The sequence below is a fragment of the Aquimarina ulvae genome (assembly GCF_053613295.3).
Genome location: NZ_JBSIBP030000005.1, coordinates 145,662 through 163,500, shown reverse-complemented (window position 1 = coordinate 163,500; position 17,839 = coordinate 145,662). Strand labels below are relative to the sequence as shown.

General features: G+C 32.7%; 17 protein-coding genes. 15 read left to right on the top strand and 2 right to left on the bottom strand.

The genetic code is table 11. From position 1 onward, the window contains the following. Nucleotides 1-504 precede the first annotated feature (504 nt). The 11 genes from ACWGOQ_RS12695 (at nucleotide 505) to ACWGOQ_RS12645 (ending at nucleotide 10,040) form a co-directional block, all read left to right on the top strand. Complete coding sequence (locus ACWGOQ_RS12695) at nucleotides 505-657, top strand: hypothetical protein (protein WP_452058523.1); 153 nt, start codon at nucleotides 505-507, stop codon at nucleotides 655-657. Nucleotides 658-685: 28 nt separating this feature from the next. Further along, complete coding sequence (locus ACWGOQ_RS12690; protein ID WP_452058522.1) at nucleotides 686-985, top strand: hypothetical protein; 300 nt, start codon at nucleotides 686-688, stop codon at nucleotides 983-985. 25 nt (nucleotides 986-1,010) lie between these two features. Continuing rightward, the gene (locus tag ACWGOQ_RS12685; RefSeq protein ID WP_452058521.1) at nucleotides 1,011-1,385 is read left to right on the top strand and encodes a hypothetical protein; all 375 of its coding nucleotides are present in this window, start codon (nucleotides 1,011-1,013) and stop codon (nucleotides 1,383-1,385) included. 26 nt (nucleotides 1,386-1,411) lie between these two features. Beyond that, nucleotides 1,412-2,221, top strand: a complete 810-nt coding sequence (locus ACWGOQ_RS12680) for a hypothetical protein (protein ID WP_452058520.1) — start codon at nucleotides 1,412-1,414, stop codon at nucleotides 2,219-2,221. 93 nt (nucleotides 2,222-2,314) lie between these two features. After that, nucleotides 2,315-2,866, top strand: coding sequence for an SH3 domain-containing protein (locus ACWGOQ_RS12675; protein WP_452058519.1), 552 nt, complete (start codon nucleotides 2,315-2,317; stop codon nucleotides 2,864-2,866). A 28-nt stretch (nucleotides 2,867-2,894) separates the two neighbouring features. Continuing rightward, nucleotides 2,895-3,338, top strand: a complete 444-nt coding sequence (locus ACWGOQ_RS12670; protein ID WP_452058518.1) for a hypothetical protein — start codon at nucleotides 2,895-2,897, stop codon at nucleotides 3,336-3,338. A gap of 335 nt (nucleotides 3,339-3,673) precedes the next feature. Further along, complete coding sequence (locus ACWGOQ_RS12665; protein ID WP_452058517.1) at nucleotides 3,674-4,114, top strand: hypothetical protein; 441 nt, start codon at nucleotides 3,674-3,676, stop codon at nucleotides 4,112-4,114. A 542-nt stretch (nucleotides 4,115-4,656) separates the two neighbouring features. After that, a complete protein-coding gene (locus ACWGOQ_RS12660; protein ID WP_452058516.1) occupies nucleotides 4,657-6,432 on the top strand; it encodes an eCIS core domain-containing protein in 1,776 nt (591 codons plus the stop codon). Nucleotides 6,433-6,536: 104 nt separating this feature from the next. Then, nucleotides 6,537-7,289: a hypothetical protein gene (locus ACWGOQ_RS12655; protein WP_452058515.1), complete on the top strand. Its 753-nt coding sequence runs from the start codon at nucleotides 6,537-6,539 to the stop codon at nucleotides 7,287-7,289. Nucleotides 7,290-7,293: 4 nt separating this feature from the next. Then, nucleotides 7,294-8,256: a polyprenyl synthetase family protein gene (locus ACWGOQ_RS12650; RefSeq protein WP_452058514.1), complete on the top strand. Its 963-nt coding sequence runs from the start codon at nucleotides 7,294-7,296 to the stop codon at nucleotides 8,254-8,256. An 869-nt stretch (nucleotides 8,257-9,125) separates the two neighbouring features. After that, nucleotides 9,126-10,040, top strand: coding sequence for a hypothetical protein (locus ACWGOQ_RS12645; RefSeq protein ID WP_452058513.1), 915 nt, complete (start codon nucleotides 9,126-9,128; stop codon nucleotides 10,038-10,040). 1,077 nt (nucleotides 10,041-11,117) lie between these two features. On the opposite strand, the gene ACWGOQ_RS12640 is transcribed toward ACWGOQ_RS12645, so the two are convergent. Both ACWGOQ_RS12640 and ACWGOQ_RS12635 read right to left on the bottom strand, forming a co-directional pair. After that, on the bottom strand, nucleotides 11,118-11,597 hold the full coding sequence (locus ACWGOQ_RS12640) for a hypothetical protein (protein ID WP_452058512.1): 480 nt from the start codon (nucleotides 11,595-11,597) through the stop codon (nucleotides 11,118-11,120). A gap of 39 nt (nucleotides 11,598-11,636) precedes the next feature. Then, the gene (locus ACWGOQ_RS12635) at nucleotides 11,637-12,425 is read right to left on the bottom strand and encodes a hypothetical protein (RefSeq protein WP_452058511.1); all 789 of its coding nucleotides are present in this window, start codon (nucleotides 12,423-12,425) and stop codon (nucleotides 11,637-11,639) included. Nucleotides 12,426-12,510: 85 nt separating this feature from the next. On the opposite strand from ACWGOQ_RS12635, the gene ACWGOQ_RS12630 reads away from it, so the two are divergent. The 4 genes from ACWGOQ_RS12630 (at nucleotide 12,511) to ACWGOQ_RS12615 (ending at nucleotide 17,669) form a co-directional block, all read left to right on the top strand. Next, a complete protein-coding gene (locus ACWGOQ_RS12630) occupies nucleotides 12,511-12,738 on the top strand; it encodes a hypothetical protein (protein ID WP_452058510.1) in 228 nt (75 codons plus the stop codon). Nucleotides 12,739-13,030: 292 nt separating this feature from the next. After that, nucleotides 13,031-13,555 carry a hypothetical protein gene (locus tag ACWGOQ_RS12625; protein ID WP_452058509.1) on the top strand — a complete coding sequence of 175 codons (525 nt, stop codon included), beginning with the start codon at nucleotides 13,031-13,033 and terminating at the stop codon, nucleotides 13,553-13,555. Between the two features lie 595 nt (nucleotides 13,556-14,150). Next, on the top strand, nucleotides 14,151-15,761 hold the full coding sequence (locus tag ACWGOQ_RS12620) for a PhoX family protein (protein ID WP_452058508.1): 1,611 nt from the start codon (nucleotides 14,151-14,153) through the stop codon (nucleotides 15,759-15,761). A gap of 78 nt (nucleotides 15,762-15,839) precedes the next feature. Beyond that, a complete protein-coding gene (locus tag ACWGOQ_RS12615; RefSeq protein WP_452058507.1) occupies nucleotides 15,840-17,669 on the top strand; it encodes a cytochrome-c peroxidase in 1,830 nt (609 codons plus the stop codon). Nucleotides 17,670-17,839 lie beyond the last annotated feature (170 nt).

The following is a 17,839-nucleotide window of genomic DNA, read 5'->3' as shown; positions in this document are numbered from 1 at the left end:
AACAGATATACGATGAATCTGAAAAGAATACTTGGAGTAGTTACTATCAGTCGGAGTGATTGGTTTGGAAAACATTTTATTTAGCTTACTAGATGTGTTTTTTTAAACAGGTGGTTTAAGTGAAACTCGAATTTGAGAAGTCTGAAAGAAGCACTCAAATCCGTTAGTTGAATTAATCCCACCTATCCGGCGGGATCTCAGAAATTCTACCTTTATTCTAACTAGAAGTCTACCGAGTTCAATAAAGCGGTTCATTTCCTAAGTTTATCAAATAACACTTAAATGAACTAGTATGTCATTTGGATATACACATATTAGTAAACCGTCTCAGAAATAGGTGAGTTAAACTATTATCATAAAAGACATGTGAAAATTTGAGGGAAAAAATAGTCTTTTGAATTTATTTTGTTAATTTAGAAGCAACAAACAATTATAAACCACCCCATTTCTGAAGGTTTCTTCGGGTATGGGGTTGTTTATTAAAAGTATGAAAAACATAAAAAAATGACAAATACAAATATTAAAGATGCCGCTAAAAAGATTTTTAATGAAAATATCAAAGACAAACTATCGGTTAAGTTAGATCACAAAGATGAATACTATTTGAAATTGGTCATTGAAGATGCCATCAGAATTGGAATCAAGAAAACTAAATAATTAAAGTTCAAATAACGATACTACTATTATGGAATCAGAAAAAATAAAACATCAGTATTTAGCAAAATTGGATAAAGAAGTAGTTGCAAAATTAAAGGAGGAACATTTTTTAATGTTGGATGAAACGATTGAAAATGTTATTGAAGGAAATGATAATGTCAACGGGAAAAAAGCGGAAACGAAAGATGAGTTATTCTTAGTGATATCATTTGGTATGATAACAAGGATAGAATCATTTAAAGCGATGGTATCATCAATACTAAATGCCGAACCAAATAGTCAGGTCAATATTAATTATAGAGGTAAAGTATTTACCTATGATAACTAAAGTCTAAATAAACGATAAAATAGTAATGACATATAATAATTATATAGACCACTTAGAGGCTTTCAATAAACAACTTAAGGAATTAGGAGCTTCAATAAGTCAATCACGTGAGGAATATTTAGAATCGGTGAATTTATATCAGAGTAATTTAAAATCATTTCTTGATGATAACGCTAAGAGCACGTTTGATAATCAATGTAGATTTCTTATAGAAATAAATAAAGATAAATTGAGTATACTCGAAACTCAGGAAAGAAATTTACTGACCGAAAAACAAGACCTAACGCTAACCTACCAAATTATTTCCAGCAAAGAAAGTACTAGGCAGCAACGGTGGTTAACAGGTGCTATTATTTTTATAGGGTTGATATCACTTTTGAAAGCTTTTAAATGGATATAAAGTTTAAATAAACGATACAACTGGATGTGAGCAGTAAATTAGGAATAGAGGATATGACAGATAAAAAAAAGAAAAAATGTTATATGTGTGATAGTTATGCTATAACTGTTGAACATGTACCACCAGCTTGTCTTTTCCCTGAAAAAAAGGATTCAAAAAATATTGATTTTAGAAAGAACCTTATAACAGTTCCTTCGTGCGAAATTCATAATTCTAGGAAATCCGATGATGATGAGTTTTTAATGTTTTCATTATCTGGTTTGATAAAAAATAATTTTGCAGGACAATTACAACATTACTCTAAAGCGACTAGAGCTATGAAAAGAAAGCATCAAAACTTCTTAACTAATCAGATATTAAGAAACCATAAATATGCTTCAATACGAACTATTACAAAAAAAAGAAAGATTATTTCCTTTGGCAACCCAAACATTAAAAGATTAAATGATTGTTTCGAACATATAGCTTATGGTTTATACTTTAAAGAATTTAATGAAAGGTTTATTGGAGAAATAAAAATACTTATTGAATTTGTAATTTATCAAGATGATTTCACTCAAACTTTGGTTAGTTTAATTAAAAAACAATTCGAGGTTGAAGAGAATTTGAAAGGAATTATAAAAGGAGAAAACAAAGAAGTTTTTACTTATGAGTTTTTACGACCTGATAGAGATGGATTTATTGCCTTAAAATTAGTTTTTTATGGAAATGCAGAAGTCTATATCACATTTAAAAAGCAAGAAATGGAAGAACCCTTTGATTTAGCTATGAAAATGGCAATAGGAGGAATAAAAACAACATTTGATATAAAAGGAGAGAAATTCACTTTCAACTAAAATCTACAGCCAACAAGAAAAGTCATTGTTTAATATTTAGATAAGCTCTAAAAGCGAAGAAAGAAAATAAGTAAATAAAAGTTCAATAAAACGATGAAACAAACAAGAACCATATTGTTAGGAATATTTGTTTTAACTGTTATCAGTTTGATTTACTTGTTTGTAAATAACCAAAATCTAAAAACAGATTTAATTCGAGCCGAATCTATAAGCATTAACTATGAGGGTCAAATTTCTGGAATGAATAAGACAATCGAGAACATAAGCGAACAATATGTCTTGTGTTCTGAACTAGTAGAAAATCTTCAAAATAACCTTAACAGAGAAGCTGTCCTTAAAAAATATAAGGAGGAAATGGAAGAAGAGAATCACAATCGAAACTTATATAAAGTTCTGACCAATATAAAATTGAGACAAAATCCAGATGAAAATTCAACAATTATAAAAGAAATTAGACTCAATGAAATTGTAAATCTTATGGTTAGTGGATTTGAGGATAATTACAAAAAAAATAATTATCCTAACGAGTGGTGGAAAGTGAAATTCAAAAATAAAGTTGGCTGGGTGATAGCAAAGTATTACTACACAGATTTGTTTGGTGATGGTCAAAGAAAACTAGAAGAAAACTTGTTGTTTATTCAATAAAACGATACTAAATTAAAATATTTTCAGCATGCTTAAAGAGCCAGGATGTTTAATTCCAATTCTTTTTTTTACTCTGGGTCCTTTGCTATTCGTAGGATTTGATTTGGGTGATAAATTTGAAGAAAATAGAGCACTTGTTCTTTTTATATTTTTAGGAGTGTGTATTTTACTTGGAATTTATCTAAGTAAAATTCTAAAGAAAGGTCAAAATAAAGCTCGAAAGATTATTGATGATTATGATACACAAAGAAAAGCGAATCAAGAAATCCGAAATTTGACTATAAGATATAGTCAAGCTAAAAATGATGTGCAATATTTATCTGATAAATTTCTTATAAATGAAATAATGGATGAAAATTTGGATTTTATTACTAAACTTGCTTACGAAGAAGCTTTAGTAGAAAGAGGAATCTTGGAAAGTAGTGAAACTCATGAAAAACTCGCTCTAGTTAAGAAAAAGTTTGATTTATAATTTTTTAGTTTTTATCCGGAAAGTGGGAAGATGCTTTCAGTACGCAATAGTAATTTAAAAGTTCAATAAAACGATAAAGAAGATTGAAGAAAAAATTGAGGATCTTCAGGATGAAGTATTTCGAAAGGTTTCATAACTTATCTTAAATGATCTAGAGAAATATGGTCCTGAAAAAATAGCAAATGAATTAAATGATAGTTCAGAGAGTAATTTTTATGTAGTTCCTACAGTAGATGGGGTTAGGAATACGTAAGTAATTTGATAAATAAAAAGTTTAAATAACTATATAATACGGCTGTAAAGTAAAGGAGACCGTTGTGCTCAATGCTAAAAAAATGAAACTATCAAAACATAATATTAGAACCTTTTTACTATCTGCTAATCAAAAAATTGAGGGAAATGCAGACTATATTTCAAGTAAATTAGATAAAGGTGGTGAAATGGATTTTATGACATATCCACCAAATTGTGGTTTTACCGAAGAAGAAACTCGCTCATTAGAAAAATTGAAAAATGACCCTAATTTGAAAAGTGCATTGAGGAAAATTTTGGCTGATAACTCTGCTGGTGTTCTGTTTGATTTATTCAATATAATTGACGGAACTTCAGAGCCTGATGAAAGTTTTGGTAAATGGACTGAGATTTGTTTCGTTGACAAAACAGATGAGATTGCTGCAGATTTAGATTTTCTTCACGACAAATTATATGACAAGTATTGGGATTGGAAAGAAATAAGACCTAAAAAAAGTTGGAAATTGGACAACTATGATGGATAAAAACACTGGGGACAATAAATAACTAAAGTTCAATAAAGCGATATTATCCTAGATGTCATAAATTAATCGGGGAAATAAACCCCATTTCTTTTAGTTTTTTAGTAATTTAGAAGCAACGTAAAAAATTATAATTAAACCCCATACTCAGTTTAACTCTGAGTATGGGGTATTTTGTTCAAATAAACGATGGCTCTAAATAAACAAAAATGTATGCGCTGTAATGGGAGTGGATGCTTAAAAAGAGATTTTACAGGCAAAACTATTCCAGCTCGTCCAAGCGAGCAAGACGCTTCCAGATGTTATAGCTGTAGTGGGAAAGGATACATCAATATCTAAAAGTTCAAATAAACGATGGAATATGAATATGAATTTTGGCACTTGATAATAATAACTATAAGTAATTGCTTGTTCTCGCTTATTTCTGAAAATCCTCGCGGATTTTCACTTTGGTGTGTACTTGCAAAGTTAAGGCTAAACCACGCAACTACTCATAGCCGTAGACGTTCGCTTCCATTAAAAGAAAAAATAAAAACGCTACAATTATGAAAACAACATCAAAAACCAAAAATACAACGCATACAAATGCACAAACTTCTAAACCATTTTTTAATAAAAGTGGAGCGGGAACTTTTTTTTCAAATTCCAAAGAAGCTGAACCACCTTTTCTTACTCCATCTTATATTCAGACCAAACTTACAATTGGTGAGCCTGGGGATAAGTATGAACAAGAAGCTGATGCAATGGCTGAAAAGGTTGTTCAAAAACTGGATATATCTAATTCATCACCCGATATTCAAAACAAATGTGATGATTGCGAACAAGAGGAAAATCTTCAAAAGATGGAAGCTGAAGAAATGACGATAAGTAAGAAACCCATTTTTGAAAGTGACGACAGAATAAACAATAAACTTATTCAAGGCAAAGGAATAGATGAAGTAGACCCAAGTGTTGAAACGCAACTCCAAAATTCTAAAGGAAGTGGTCAGCCCTTAGATAAGGGAACTCGACAAAATATGGAGCAAAGCTTTGGTGCTGATTTTACAGGAGTAAAAGTTCATACAGGCAATAATGCTGTCCAGATGAATCAAAGTTTGGGAGCACAAGCATTTACAAATGGAAGTAATATTTATTTCAATAAAGGGAATTATAACCCAAGCTCCAAAAATGGCAATAAGCTTTTAGCACATGAATTGACCCACGTGGTACAACAGGGGGCTGCGGTACAGACAAAAAGGAAGACTGAACCTGCGAATTATGCATTACAAACGCTTTTAGAAAACGATGAAACTACATCAAGCAATTCAATGCTTTTCAAAAAAGAGATTGCTTCTTTTCAACAACAAAACCCAGCTTCTGAAATCCTTCAAAAACAGGAAATGATACAAAGCCAAGAAATGGTAGGAGAAGTAAAAGAAACCACCAACAGGTCAAAAGTACAACGTGTGTGTGGGGGATGTGGAAATGGTTGCTCTCCGAGTCAGGCCCCACCTACAACTACCACTACTCCAGCGACCCCGCCTTCCAGCACCGCTGTCCCTACTGTTACAGGAACATTGACACCCAAAGATAATTTTACAGGGAGAAGTACGACTCAGTATGGCGTTGGAGAAGAAATTGACTTGAATTTTACGACTACTGCTACTGGCCCACTACCTTCTGGTGTAGGATTGGAATGGACAAAGAAAAGTGGATTGGGTGCAGTCGTAAATAATAGTAGCAATAATGGAAAGGGAACCTTTACTGCAGGCGATAGAGCAGGAAGAGTTGAACTAGAGTTAAAAGTGGTTGGGGGCACACATGCAGGGACTGTTGTGGATACAAAGGCATTTGATGTTGTAGAGCCAAGTGGAGCTTATATGGAACGGACACCTGGAACAGGAATTTGGCATCAGCAAGGTAGTGCTTCAGTAGGATTTAAAGGCGATACATACTATACTCCAAAGGATGTATCGTTTCATTACACAAATATGAGAGAAGGAAGTTGTGCAGGAATTGGAACTGGATATTTTTCAGGAGATAATGGGCAGGTTCATCCGGTAGGCACATGGCTTTCAGTTGGAACAGGGAATGCTAGCAAAGGCTCCAAAGATAACTCAACAGATACTGTTTCTACTGGACCTCATACTAGAACACCTTATACGGCCGGAACTTTTCTTTGGCCAATTCCTTGGCAATTTAAGGTGGGGAGTGGTTCCGCAAAAACACTTACTACAGCAAACCATAGTGAAGTAGTAGACTCAACTGGCAAAGCTTCAATTTCAAAAGCTGGAGCTGGTCCATTCTCGAAAGAATTGAATGACTCCTCATCAGGTTATTAGACTACTTAAATCAAAAAGTTTTGTATAAGTTAACAACTGTAATATTTTTTTTAGTTCTTCAAAACTGCGGAGACATTGCATCACATAAAAATTCAAATTCTAACATGAAAAATCAAACTCACTCAATAGAAGAAGCGATTAATCAAATCCGATCAGCAGGAGAGAAAAAGAACATTGCAGCATTTGAAGAAGTGTCTGATTCACTATTAGCAATATGGGAAAATGAAGAAACTAATCACCATGCTATTGTATTATTGGAAATTTGCAACAATTTAAGTTCCTATGATTTTCATCCACGAGAGAAAAGAATGGAATTGTTAGAACAATATGCTGCAAAGGCATTGTTTCATCCTAAGTTGTCTCTTGAAATTAAGCAGCAAATGGCTTTTCAGCATCATTTATATTATGCTAAAAAACAAAGTAACTGGGAAAGAAGTCCTCAATTCGAAACGGAAAGAGAACGACTCACCCAACAATGGCTGAAAACCTTGAATCAGATTCATTCAGAGATAGACTACAATTTCAATTTTTCAGATGTGCCAGATGATAACATACAGCCTCCTCTTGAAACGGGTTTATCGGCAGGAATTGACCCCAAGCACATCAAAGATTCTTTGTTTCGAAAGGAATATGAATTAGAAATTGAAAAAAATCGACAAAAGACAGAAATGTATCAGCAGCAAATGTTGCTTCATCAACTTTTTAAGGATTATCCAAGCAAAATAGAAGATTATATTTTAGACGTTTATTCCAACAATCAAAAAGATTTGGAAGCCCTGCATCAGTTATTTACCCTTAATTCTGTTGAAAAATATTTTCAAGAGAAAATAATGGCTGTATTAAAATCGAAAAATTAAAATTATGGATTGGTTGAAGTCTCTTTACCCTGAAGTCAAAAATATTCTGTTGGAAAGTGTACCGTCTTATTGGACAGATTTCAAATTAATTTTAGATACCATGTTGCGAGAACCGTTATCCACAGAAGTTGCTTTACCACTTGCGGCTTGTCGTTCTGTTGGAGGTAACGCTAAGGACGCTGTACCTTTAACTTCAGCATTATTAGCTATCTCAATAAGTATGAGGATTTTAGACGACCTGCAAGATAGAGACAGAGCGGGAAGACTTTGGGAAATTGTAGGCAACGCAAGAGCTTTCAATTATGCTACGGCTACTCAATTTTTAACATTTGAGATTTTAAGACAAGCGAATTATCCCTTACCAGTATTTCATAGAATACATCAATCTTTTTTAAGTGCATTTTTACACTTATCAGCAGGACAGGATAGAGATTTAAAGGGAGAGACAAAAGATTTTGAAGCCTATTGGACAACTATAGAAATGAAAACCGCAACAGCATATTCTTTAGCGTGTGCAACTGGTGCTCAAGTAGGAACTGACAACTCGGAGTGGGTACAAGCATGTGGATTATTTGGGCATCATTTAGGCCTTGCTATACAGATATTCAATGATATGGAATCTTTATGGGACTCAGATTCTCTTACTGATTTAGAGCAAGGAAAGGTTTCCCTTCCGCTTCTTTATGGCATAGCATTTCAACATCCCAAAAAAGAGTTTCTTCGAGACTTGGTTGAAACCAATCGCATTAAAGAGAACGCTAAAGAAATTACCAAAGTTCTAACGGATATTGATACTAAACAATTTATGATTTGGTTGGCACTAAAAGAAAGAGAAGCCGCTTTAAATGAATTAAAAGTTTGTCCCAATGAAGAAGGTAAACAAGTACTCGAAGCTTATATTACGGGAATGTTTGGTGATATAGAAGACCAACTAGACAAATCCAAAACGGAAGCGAACAAAGACTAAATGTCAATAGCCTCCATTCGTCGGCTACTGCATTTAGCCAGACCGTTAGGTGCAATAAGAAAAAAACTGAATGCAATTCAATTAAATTATAGCTGATTATAAGAAGAATAGTAATAAAAGCCCAGCTCTGCGAAGTTTGCAACTTCGTAGCGGTATGAGTAAGAGATAAAGAAAGCAATAACTGATTCAGAATAAACACAATAATAGTTCAATAAAACGATTCATTAATTTTATTTAATATTAAAAATTTTTTGATAAAAAAATCCTTGATTTGTTTGATTTTAAGATAATAAAATGTGTTTTTTTTCTGAGTACCTGACCAGCGTTTAAACAACTATTAAGAATTATTCAGCAACTTCAAAATGTATTACCGGATACTATTATAGTATATCTTAGAAAATGCTTAATACAATCTCCACAAATAAAAGTACATCTTATAGGTTTGATAGAAATCAAGGATATTATTTCATTATTCTGGTCTGTACTTGCAGATATAAATTGAAACCTTACGAATATATATTCCCGTCTTCAGACAACAACATTGTTAGTTATTTTTGATATGTATTACACTAAAACTAATTTAAATGTTAAAAATTCAACTCAAGATGAGTTCGATATAAAAATTAATAATAAACTAACTGACAAGGATGTTATTTTTAAACATAAAAGTCTTAATACTATATATTGATTACCATTGGGTAAGAATTTTTTTCACAAATCAACAATAAGATAACATCTCTCAGTAAGTTTTTATGGTAGATTAATATAACAAAAGTGATGTTATACTTGACGCTTTGGACTACAGGAGTTACAGATTAAAAAATGATCAAAGGACGTAATATAAATACTTTATTTAAAAAACATTAATTATGAAAATAACCAGAATTTTATTAATCACTATTCTTCTTTCAATTTTATTTATTCGATGTTCGAATGAAAACGAAGATGTAAATTCGCACGAAGTTTATGAACTGGATTTCTTGTCACACGAGAGCTCTAAACTTTTGCCTGTACCCATTAACTATAAATGTAAGAAACGAAAAAAAGGACTCCCTCTAAATTGGATGTTAGTAGATGGTGGCGGCACTATAACGGATAATGGCAGAAATATAAAGGGACAAAATGATCGAGGTGGTACGTGGTTAAATGAAGATATTAAAAAGATCCGTAACAGATGTTCTACCAGCTTTAGTTTTGACTATGATTATTCTAATACTTTGGCAACAGTAATAATAGAATTCGCTGAACCAAGCGCAGACCAAGTTCAAATATCAAGACAAAATTTTAATAATTCAGTATTTATAATTGTTCGTGATGAAAATAAAGATATAGCTTTCATCAGAAATATTCCTTTCAAAGGTAGAGTGACAATAACACCTGAAGAAATTTATATCAATTATAGGCTATTAGAAGTTCCTTCATTTGAGTTCTCATTCGAACATTTAAAAATGGGAGTATCTGCAAATAATACCATATCAAATATGAATCTAACAGGATTCGGTATTGATAAAGGTATCTTTTCACCTCCGAATAGATCTCACCAGGTTTCTCAATCTTATAGTAATTTGGATATCAAATGGCATGAAGAATACTTCGATAATACAAATAACGTAACTATTCAAATTTGGGTTAATGATTTAATTGTAATTAACGAAAATATTATTAACGACGGGATTTACAATTATCGAGGAATAGAATTTGGAAATATGAAAGTTAAAATTACAGGTGGAAGTGAAACAGACGAAATAGAATTTGATTATTATATTGAAGGTCCTTACCTTTAAGTTCTTTGAAATATTTGATCCTTTACTCCAGCTCTGCGAAGTTTGCAACTTCGTAGCGGTATGAGTAAGAGATAAAGAAAGTAATAACTGATTCAGAATAAACACAATAATAGTTCAATAAAACGATAACAAATGAAGCCTAGCAGTGAACTAGGCTTCATTTGTTAAATTTGTTTTGAAATATTGGCAGCCCAATGGAAATTCAATTTTTATAATTGCCTACTAATAATTTTCTTATTAGGGGAGCTATAATTAGAATAGCATTCTAATTTTAGAATGGTTCAGAAAGGCCAGTCCGATTGAGTACAAAAAATTACAGCTGGATAAAAACAAACAAAAGAAAACCAAAATGAATTCAAGCCCATTATTATAGCTGTTCCTAGATGAAATAAGAATCCCATCGTTATAAATACAAGTACAAATTCTTTGGGTAAGATTAATACTAATGGGAATAAACATTCAAATACAATTACGGTTAGAGAAAGAATTTGAAAACCTCTGTTGCTAATATTTAGCTTATTCATCAATATTTTGTTCCCGTATATCCTCGTATGAAAAATCCCTTTTAGATATACACCAGAACGCCACCCCTTTTTTATTATTTTGTTGAATCCAGAAATAAAATACACCAAACAGCATTGCAGGGTAAGAAACCATAATCCAACATTCTTTACTAGCAGTTCATCGGATAACGAGACTATAAACACTGTTATTATTATCAATGCGAAAGCCTGATCTGATCCATCCAATCCAAATGGTAAAACGTGAAAAGTTATTAGTATTGAAAATATTAACAATGCTTGGAAAAACAGCATTTGAATATTAAAAATTTCCCCAAAAACTAATATACCTAGACTGCAAAGGTTAACAAGAAAAAGAGAGTGCACGAAATTCTTTTTTTGATATATCTTTATAATATTGGATAAATTCAAGCGTATTCTATACTTTGGATTATACGTCTGAAGGAATTCCCAGGACAAAATCCCTTTTGATGTAAACATTTTTCTTTGACAGAGGAGCTCTATTGTACTGATTAAATATCCACAATATACCATAATGGATATGTACGAAATTATCTTATTTGCTTCCATAGAGTCTGTGTATTTCAGAAATTAGTAAAACATTGGATTGAGAACCTTTCTGCTTTAAAGGGTCATTTGTTACAATAAGGAATTGAACCTTCGACATTAAAACATCTGAAAATAAATTGCAACTAATATAATTCAGAATTAATAAATAGGGAACAGTGAATTTTAACCTACTTGCATCATTATTATTTTTGATGGTACGAGATAGCAACACTGCAATATCCAATATAGATTTTCTGAAACGTTTTTTAGGATTCCAAATGAAGTCTATTTTTGTTCTATTGCTAAAAGTTCCGATTTCCTTCCAATTCGATATATTGTTTTTATCATCGAGACAACGATATAAAATTATTATATCTTCCGTGGCGGGTATTGGAGCGAAAAATGACCATTGCGGAATCAAGTTTAAAATGTCATAATTCCTTATCCTATTGAGTTTTCCAAACTTAGTATGTGCTAAGATTGTCAATAAAAACCAGATTGAGAAAAAATATATTGACCACATAACTTAAACTTGGTTTTGACTTAAAAGTTCTCTTCTTGCATTTAGTAACCTTTTAGCTGAAAGTAATGGATCAGAAAAATTGATAAGATTGTCAAGTTCTAATTCGTTTTCAACTTGACCTGGACATAACGAAGTAGCAGCAATCACTGTAAAATAGACTGCTACTGCTGTGATAGCCCAACATACCGATGTTGATCCAATATTGGTTTCTAGCATATTGCTGGGAACCAATTCTAAGACTTCTTTTTCAATAGGAGTAAGAATGGGGTCATGTTTTACAAGTATAGCATCGTAAATATCCTCTTTATCGTTTAAAAATTCAATCATTTGAAAATTGCTTGCTTCAATATGGCCTCCGTTATATGGAAAAGGTAGTACAGCTAAGTCAATTTCTTTGTTTACGAAAAGATTATTAGCAAGCTCTTTACAACCGTAATTAATCTGTGCGAAGGAAGGTGCATTTAAACATTCATCTATAGCTTCTTCTATAGAAATAGGACTTCTGTCAGAAAACTTGGACATCAATCTTTCCTTTAACTCCTTTGATGAATCCTCTTCAGGGTGACGTATAGCATTGACTATTTCTTTTTTAAACGAGCTATTCTTTTCAAAGAAGAACATAGTTATACTTCCAGGTTTTGTCAGAAATAAATCTGTGTCAATCTTCTCTGGTTTATAATCCAAGCAAACTAAATTTTTGGTAGTTGTTGGTCTGGTCTCTTTAGCGTGATTGACTTTTCCTAAAGTTAAAATTTCAAAATTTTCGTCCTTAAATTCTTTAGTGTTTTTCATGATTCAATAAATATTAAATGTTGTAATGTTTATTAGTGCTATCTTCTTACTGAAGGTTAACATTACTTCTTGAAATATTTAAAGGATGAGCAAAAATTTACTAAAAGTATTCTACGACCAGGTAATGTTTTTTTCAAACAATGGAACAGAATTGATAGAAAGTCCAAATATTATGGTTAGTGAAATTCACAAAATTACTGGTCAAAAAAGGGAAAAGGTTATTGAATTATTTGTAGCATTAAAAAAAATTGATTTTTTAGAAGAAGTACCAGAAACCCAGCTCTGCGAAGTTTGCAACTTCGTAGCGGTATGAGTAAGAGATAAAGAAAGCAATAACTGATTCAGAATAAACACAATAATAGTTCAATAAAACGATAACTAATTATACATTGCGTACTAGTAAACCTATTCCATTGTTGTATACAAACCTGAATAAGCCTAAAATAGGGCTACTTGATTTTAACATCATCTACAAAAGCACTGTAAATAATTATCCTATGAATCCAAATCAGTATTTATTCTAAAAATTTAACAATCTATCGAATGAAGGGCTATATTTGTTGCCATTAAAAAACGGGATCATACATTTAAGCTGTTGTAAAAATATGTTTAAAAAGAATTTATTAAGTATTAAGTTGTGTTCAGCGTTAATAATAGTTTTACTTAGTCTATTAGGCTGTAAATCTAATAAAGAAATCAAAAAATTAGCATCACAAATAGAATGCAAAAAAACAATATATTTTATTTGGGACGATGATAGCAATGTATTCAAGAGTGAAAAAAGAGGGAATTATAAAGAAGGATATACCTTTAGAAATATTGATATTGATTACAAAGAGCTCTTTATAGAATCAATAGAAAAAATAAATGACGATTATGAAGGAACCTATCTTTATGGTAAGTGTAGTGGTTTTCCTTCGGACTCGGTTATTCAAGTACGTGTGAAATTAGAAAAACTGGTATGGCATCTTAATTTTTCTAGATCTAAAAGAGACTTACAACTCTTATATTCTACTCCTAATAAGGATTTTCAATTTTTAGGTAAGAGCAAACGAAAAAAACATAAAGCTATGTTAGAATCTTTTGAACATGGCAATCTCAAATTTATACTAGCAGCTTGTAGTAATTGATCTTTTGTAAACAAGCCTTACTCGAGCCTAAAAATAAATAATGCTATACTCATTTCTGATATCACTCGCGCTTAAAGGTATCCAAATACTTTAAGATCAATAAAACGAGAAACCTTTACTTTCTTAGAGCTAATAAATTCTACAAATGGATGCTCTTGCAAAGATTGTACTTTTTTCATAAAGACCCTTAGTAAAATGGTTAAGCGCTTGATTTTAAGAGTTGAGACTATTTAGAAATGGATTGTTACATATTGAAGAAAAGTATAGCTTTACTTTGAACCATTGCTTGGATTTGATGGATGATACTATGCATGTCAATCACTATTTAAGAGTTTGTTTCAAAGGGATTTATACAAACACCTGTTTTGCAATCATTTGCATGTGATTTTTATACATAACTATTATGGTATTAGCATTGGTGGTTAAATGGAAAACCTTATTATTTAGATCAAATCTTATTAATAACATTTTCTTTAAGAAGTTAACATTTTTTTAATTTTTATAAAGTATTGAACATGATTAGTTAATGTATTCAAAAAATTCAAAAGGTAGTTTTGTAACCAAAATATTAATGAATTTTTAAATTACACAAATTATGAAATTGAGAAAGTCAATATTAGGGATTTTAATTATTTCCGTAGTTAGTATCGGATTATACAGCTGTGAGGGGGACCAAGGTCTAGAAGGCCCAGCAGGGCAAGATGGAGTAGACGGTCAAGATGGGACAGATGGTCAAGACGGTGTAGATGGCATGGATTTAACACTTGAAGAATCTATACCTTTGGAAAGCTCCGTTGTTTCTAATGATGTTTTTGAGCTTAAAGGTAGTTTTGCTTCCTCTGCCAATCTGGAAATGATATTAACATCGGCAGATATACTTCCTTCAGATTCAACCTTCGTTTACGGTTCTTTCATGGATGGAGCTGCCCTTTATCCTGCCGGTGACGGTATGTACGCACTTATCAACAACTTGGAATCTGATTATTCTATCGCTAGAATTATGATGAATTCAGACTTACAGCCTTTACAAGGTGATTATATTGTTAATGCCACTGCTACTGCCTTTACTGCACAATGTTCAGGTTCTTCCATTACTCCCGAAGAACATGGTTTTGGTCCGCTATTCCTTTCAGGTGGTGAGTGGGGCGGAAATGCTAAAGGAGTTTACCGCGTGAACCCTTTCCGTTCTCCAGAAGATAGGGTTGAAGCTGAAAGATTACCTGCACTTGGTGAATGGTCAACCGAAAACGCAGTTGTTATCGGTAAAAATGCATATCCGTCACAAACCGTAGTTTTTATGGGTGATGATGATAGCAGTAATGATTATCCAGAAGCTCATTTCGCAATGTATGTGGGCTCCAGGGGCGATTTAAACGGAGGAAGTTTATATATGCTAAAAGGTACAAATCCTGTAGAGACTGCTCCTGGTGCTGGTGGACAACTTTTTGAAATGGGTATGGCCGAAGGTAATGTATATGATGTCGAGTGGGTCGAGGTAACTGAGAGAACTCTAGATGAACTGAACCAAGAAGGAATTGATTCTTTGGCCATCGGTTTTCAGAGAATAGAGGATATCGACTGGAGAAGAGGTTCTGCACAAGCCAACAAAGAGGTATATTTTAATGCTACTGGTAGATATAGAGCTGACAATCCTGATTTAGCAAACAGAGGTACTACTTTTGGACGAGTTTATAAACTGGTACTTAATCCAGATAACCCTACTGGACCTGCTACGTTGGAAGTAGTAATGGATGGAGACCTAGAAGGTGGAAAAGCTGATGGTATGCATTCTCCTGATAACATCTTAGTGACCGAAAACTATGCTTACATTCAGGAAGATCCTAATGGTTATGCAGATCTAAATGCTGATATTTCAGGGTTCGCTAAACTATGGCAGTTGGACTTGAATACCGGAGCTGTAGCTGAAGTAATGGAATGTAACCAAACGGCTGCAACCGCAATGGGTATAGGAAGTACCGATAGGTATTGGGAGATTACTGGTTTGATTGATGTTACTGATATTATAGGTGCTACAGAACCTACTTTCGTTGGAGGGGCACAGGTACATGGATGGAACTATAGTAGTCAGCCTGAATCTGCTGTACGAGCAGATGGTGCAAAATTTTACGATCCTACCGCTATAGACGAGTCTTCTGCTCGACTTGAAGGTTCATTCTTGTTTAAGATTACTGGATTACCAAGATAAGAGTTACATACTATCCTTGAACAAAAAGTTCCCAATTCGGTAGGGAGCTTTTTGTTTATTAAAACTATTTATTCTGCTATGAAATCGATGTACTGTTTTTTACTAACTATGATCTTACTTGTTGCTGTTTCTTGTAAAAAAGAAGAGGAGTTATTTGCGCCGACCACTTTTTCTAATAGTGAATCTTTGTTTAACAACGCCATTAGAAATCACTATTTTAAAACTTTAGATAGTGCCGCAGTTTACATACAGAAGATAGATACCCTCAAATCACTGGAAGAAAATAAGGCTAATTTTATAAAAAGCAGAAAATGGTATAAACGGGCAGAGCCAATGTTGATTGCATATGATTATGAGAACTATCTATCCATGAATGCCCCAAATTTGCTTAAAATTGAAATGGAGGATTATCAAGATATCAAAAAATCAAAACCCAAAAGTTACCAGGTTCTTGAAGAGTTACTGTATGCTGAGGAAGCCCTTGATAATAAAAAGCTATTCAGAGTTGCACAGTATCTGCAAGTCCGTATTCCGTATATTAGAAGGAATCATATCCTTCTAAAACAACGTGACAGGCACCATTTGAAGATGTTGCGTGATGCCATTGTAAATATTGCTACTAAAGGTATTACAGGTTTTGATTCACCGATGCTAGCAAACTCATTAAATGAAGCTATTTATAATTATGAAACCATACAGGAGATTCTAAATATTTATAAAAAAGCCTTTGCATCAAAAGAATTATATCAGTCCTGGACAAAAGAAATAGATAGTACTATATCGACATTAAGATCGGGGGATTTTGACACTTTTGATCGGTATGCATTTATTAAGAACCACACTAATAGACAATTAGAGCTTATTAATTCAACTTCAAAGGATTGGAATATAGCTTTGAATACTTCCCGTTCGCTCAATCCATTATCTACCAATCTTTTTGATAAAGATTTTTTCAATATGGCGCAGTTTTCAACTCCACGCTCGCCTGAAATTACTGACGAGCGAGTTTCTTTAGGAAGGATGCTCTTCAACGATGAATCGCTCTCAAGTACAGGCAACATTAGTTGTGCCACATGCCACCATAAAGACAAAGCCTTTACTGATGGACTTAAAAAAGCTAGGGGTATCAATAATATTGAATTATTACGAAATACACCAACTTTATCCTATGCTGTTTTTCAGCGTACTTTCTTTTACGATGGTCGCGCAGCCAGTTTGGAAGACCAAATTGTAAAAGTTGTCAATGACCAAAATGAATTTCATTTGGATCTAAATACAATAGAGCAACGTATTCAAACAAATCCGAAATATGTGCAGCAATTTGACTCCCTCTATAATGGAAATTTTTCAAATCGTAATGCACGCCATGCAATAGGTACCTATATAAGAAGTTTGGCACCTTTTGATTCTAAGTTTGATAGAAATATGCAGGGTGATGAAAATACATTGACAGATAAAGAAATCTTAGGTTTTAACTTATTTATGGGAAAAGCAGCCTGCGCAACCTGTCATTTTCCACCAGCATTTAACGGCACAGTGCCTCCAAAATATATGGAAACTGAATTTGAAAATCTAGGAGTTCCTAAAAATGCAAGTTTTGAGCATCCAATATTGGATGACGATCCAGGTCAATATTATCCGTATAAGGTAGAGGAAAAAAGAAACTTTTTTAAGACATCGACTGTTCGTAATTCAGAATTGACAGCTCCCTACATGCACAATGGTGTATACAATAGCTTGGAAGAGGTTATTAAATTTTACAATGTTGGCGGTGGACAAGGAATGGGGTTGGATGTTCCTTATCAAACACTTCCCTCCGATTCATTGAAGTTAACCGATAATGAATCAGAAGCCTTAATTTCATTTATAAAAACCTTGAATGACAAAAAGTTTGAAAAAGGAAATTAGAAGATATTTTCAAAAATAACACTCTATTTATCTTAAAAATTTGATTTTTACTTATGATGAAATTTCAAGGATTGTAATACAGAAACCATTTAGTATTTTTGACTAGGAATTTATGAAGTATTTTTGGATTTGATCTGAATATAAAACAAAAAAATTACTCCTGTTTTTTT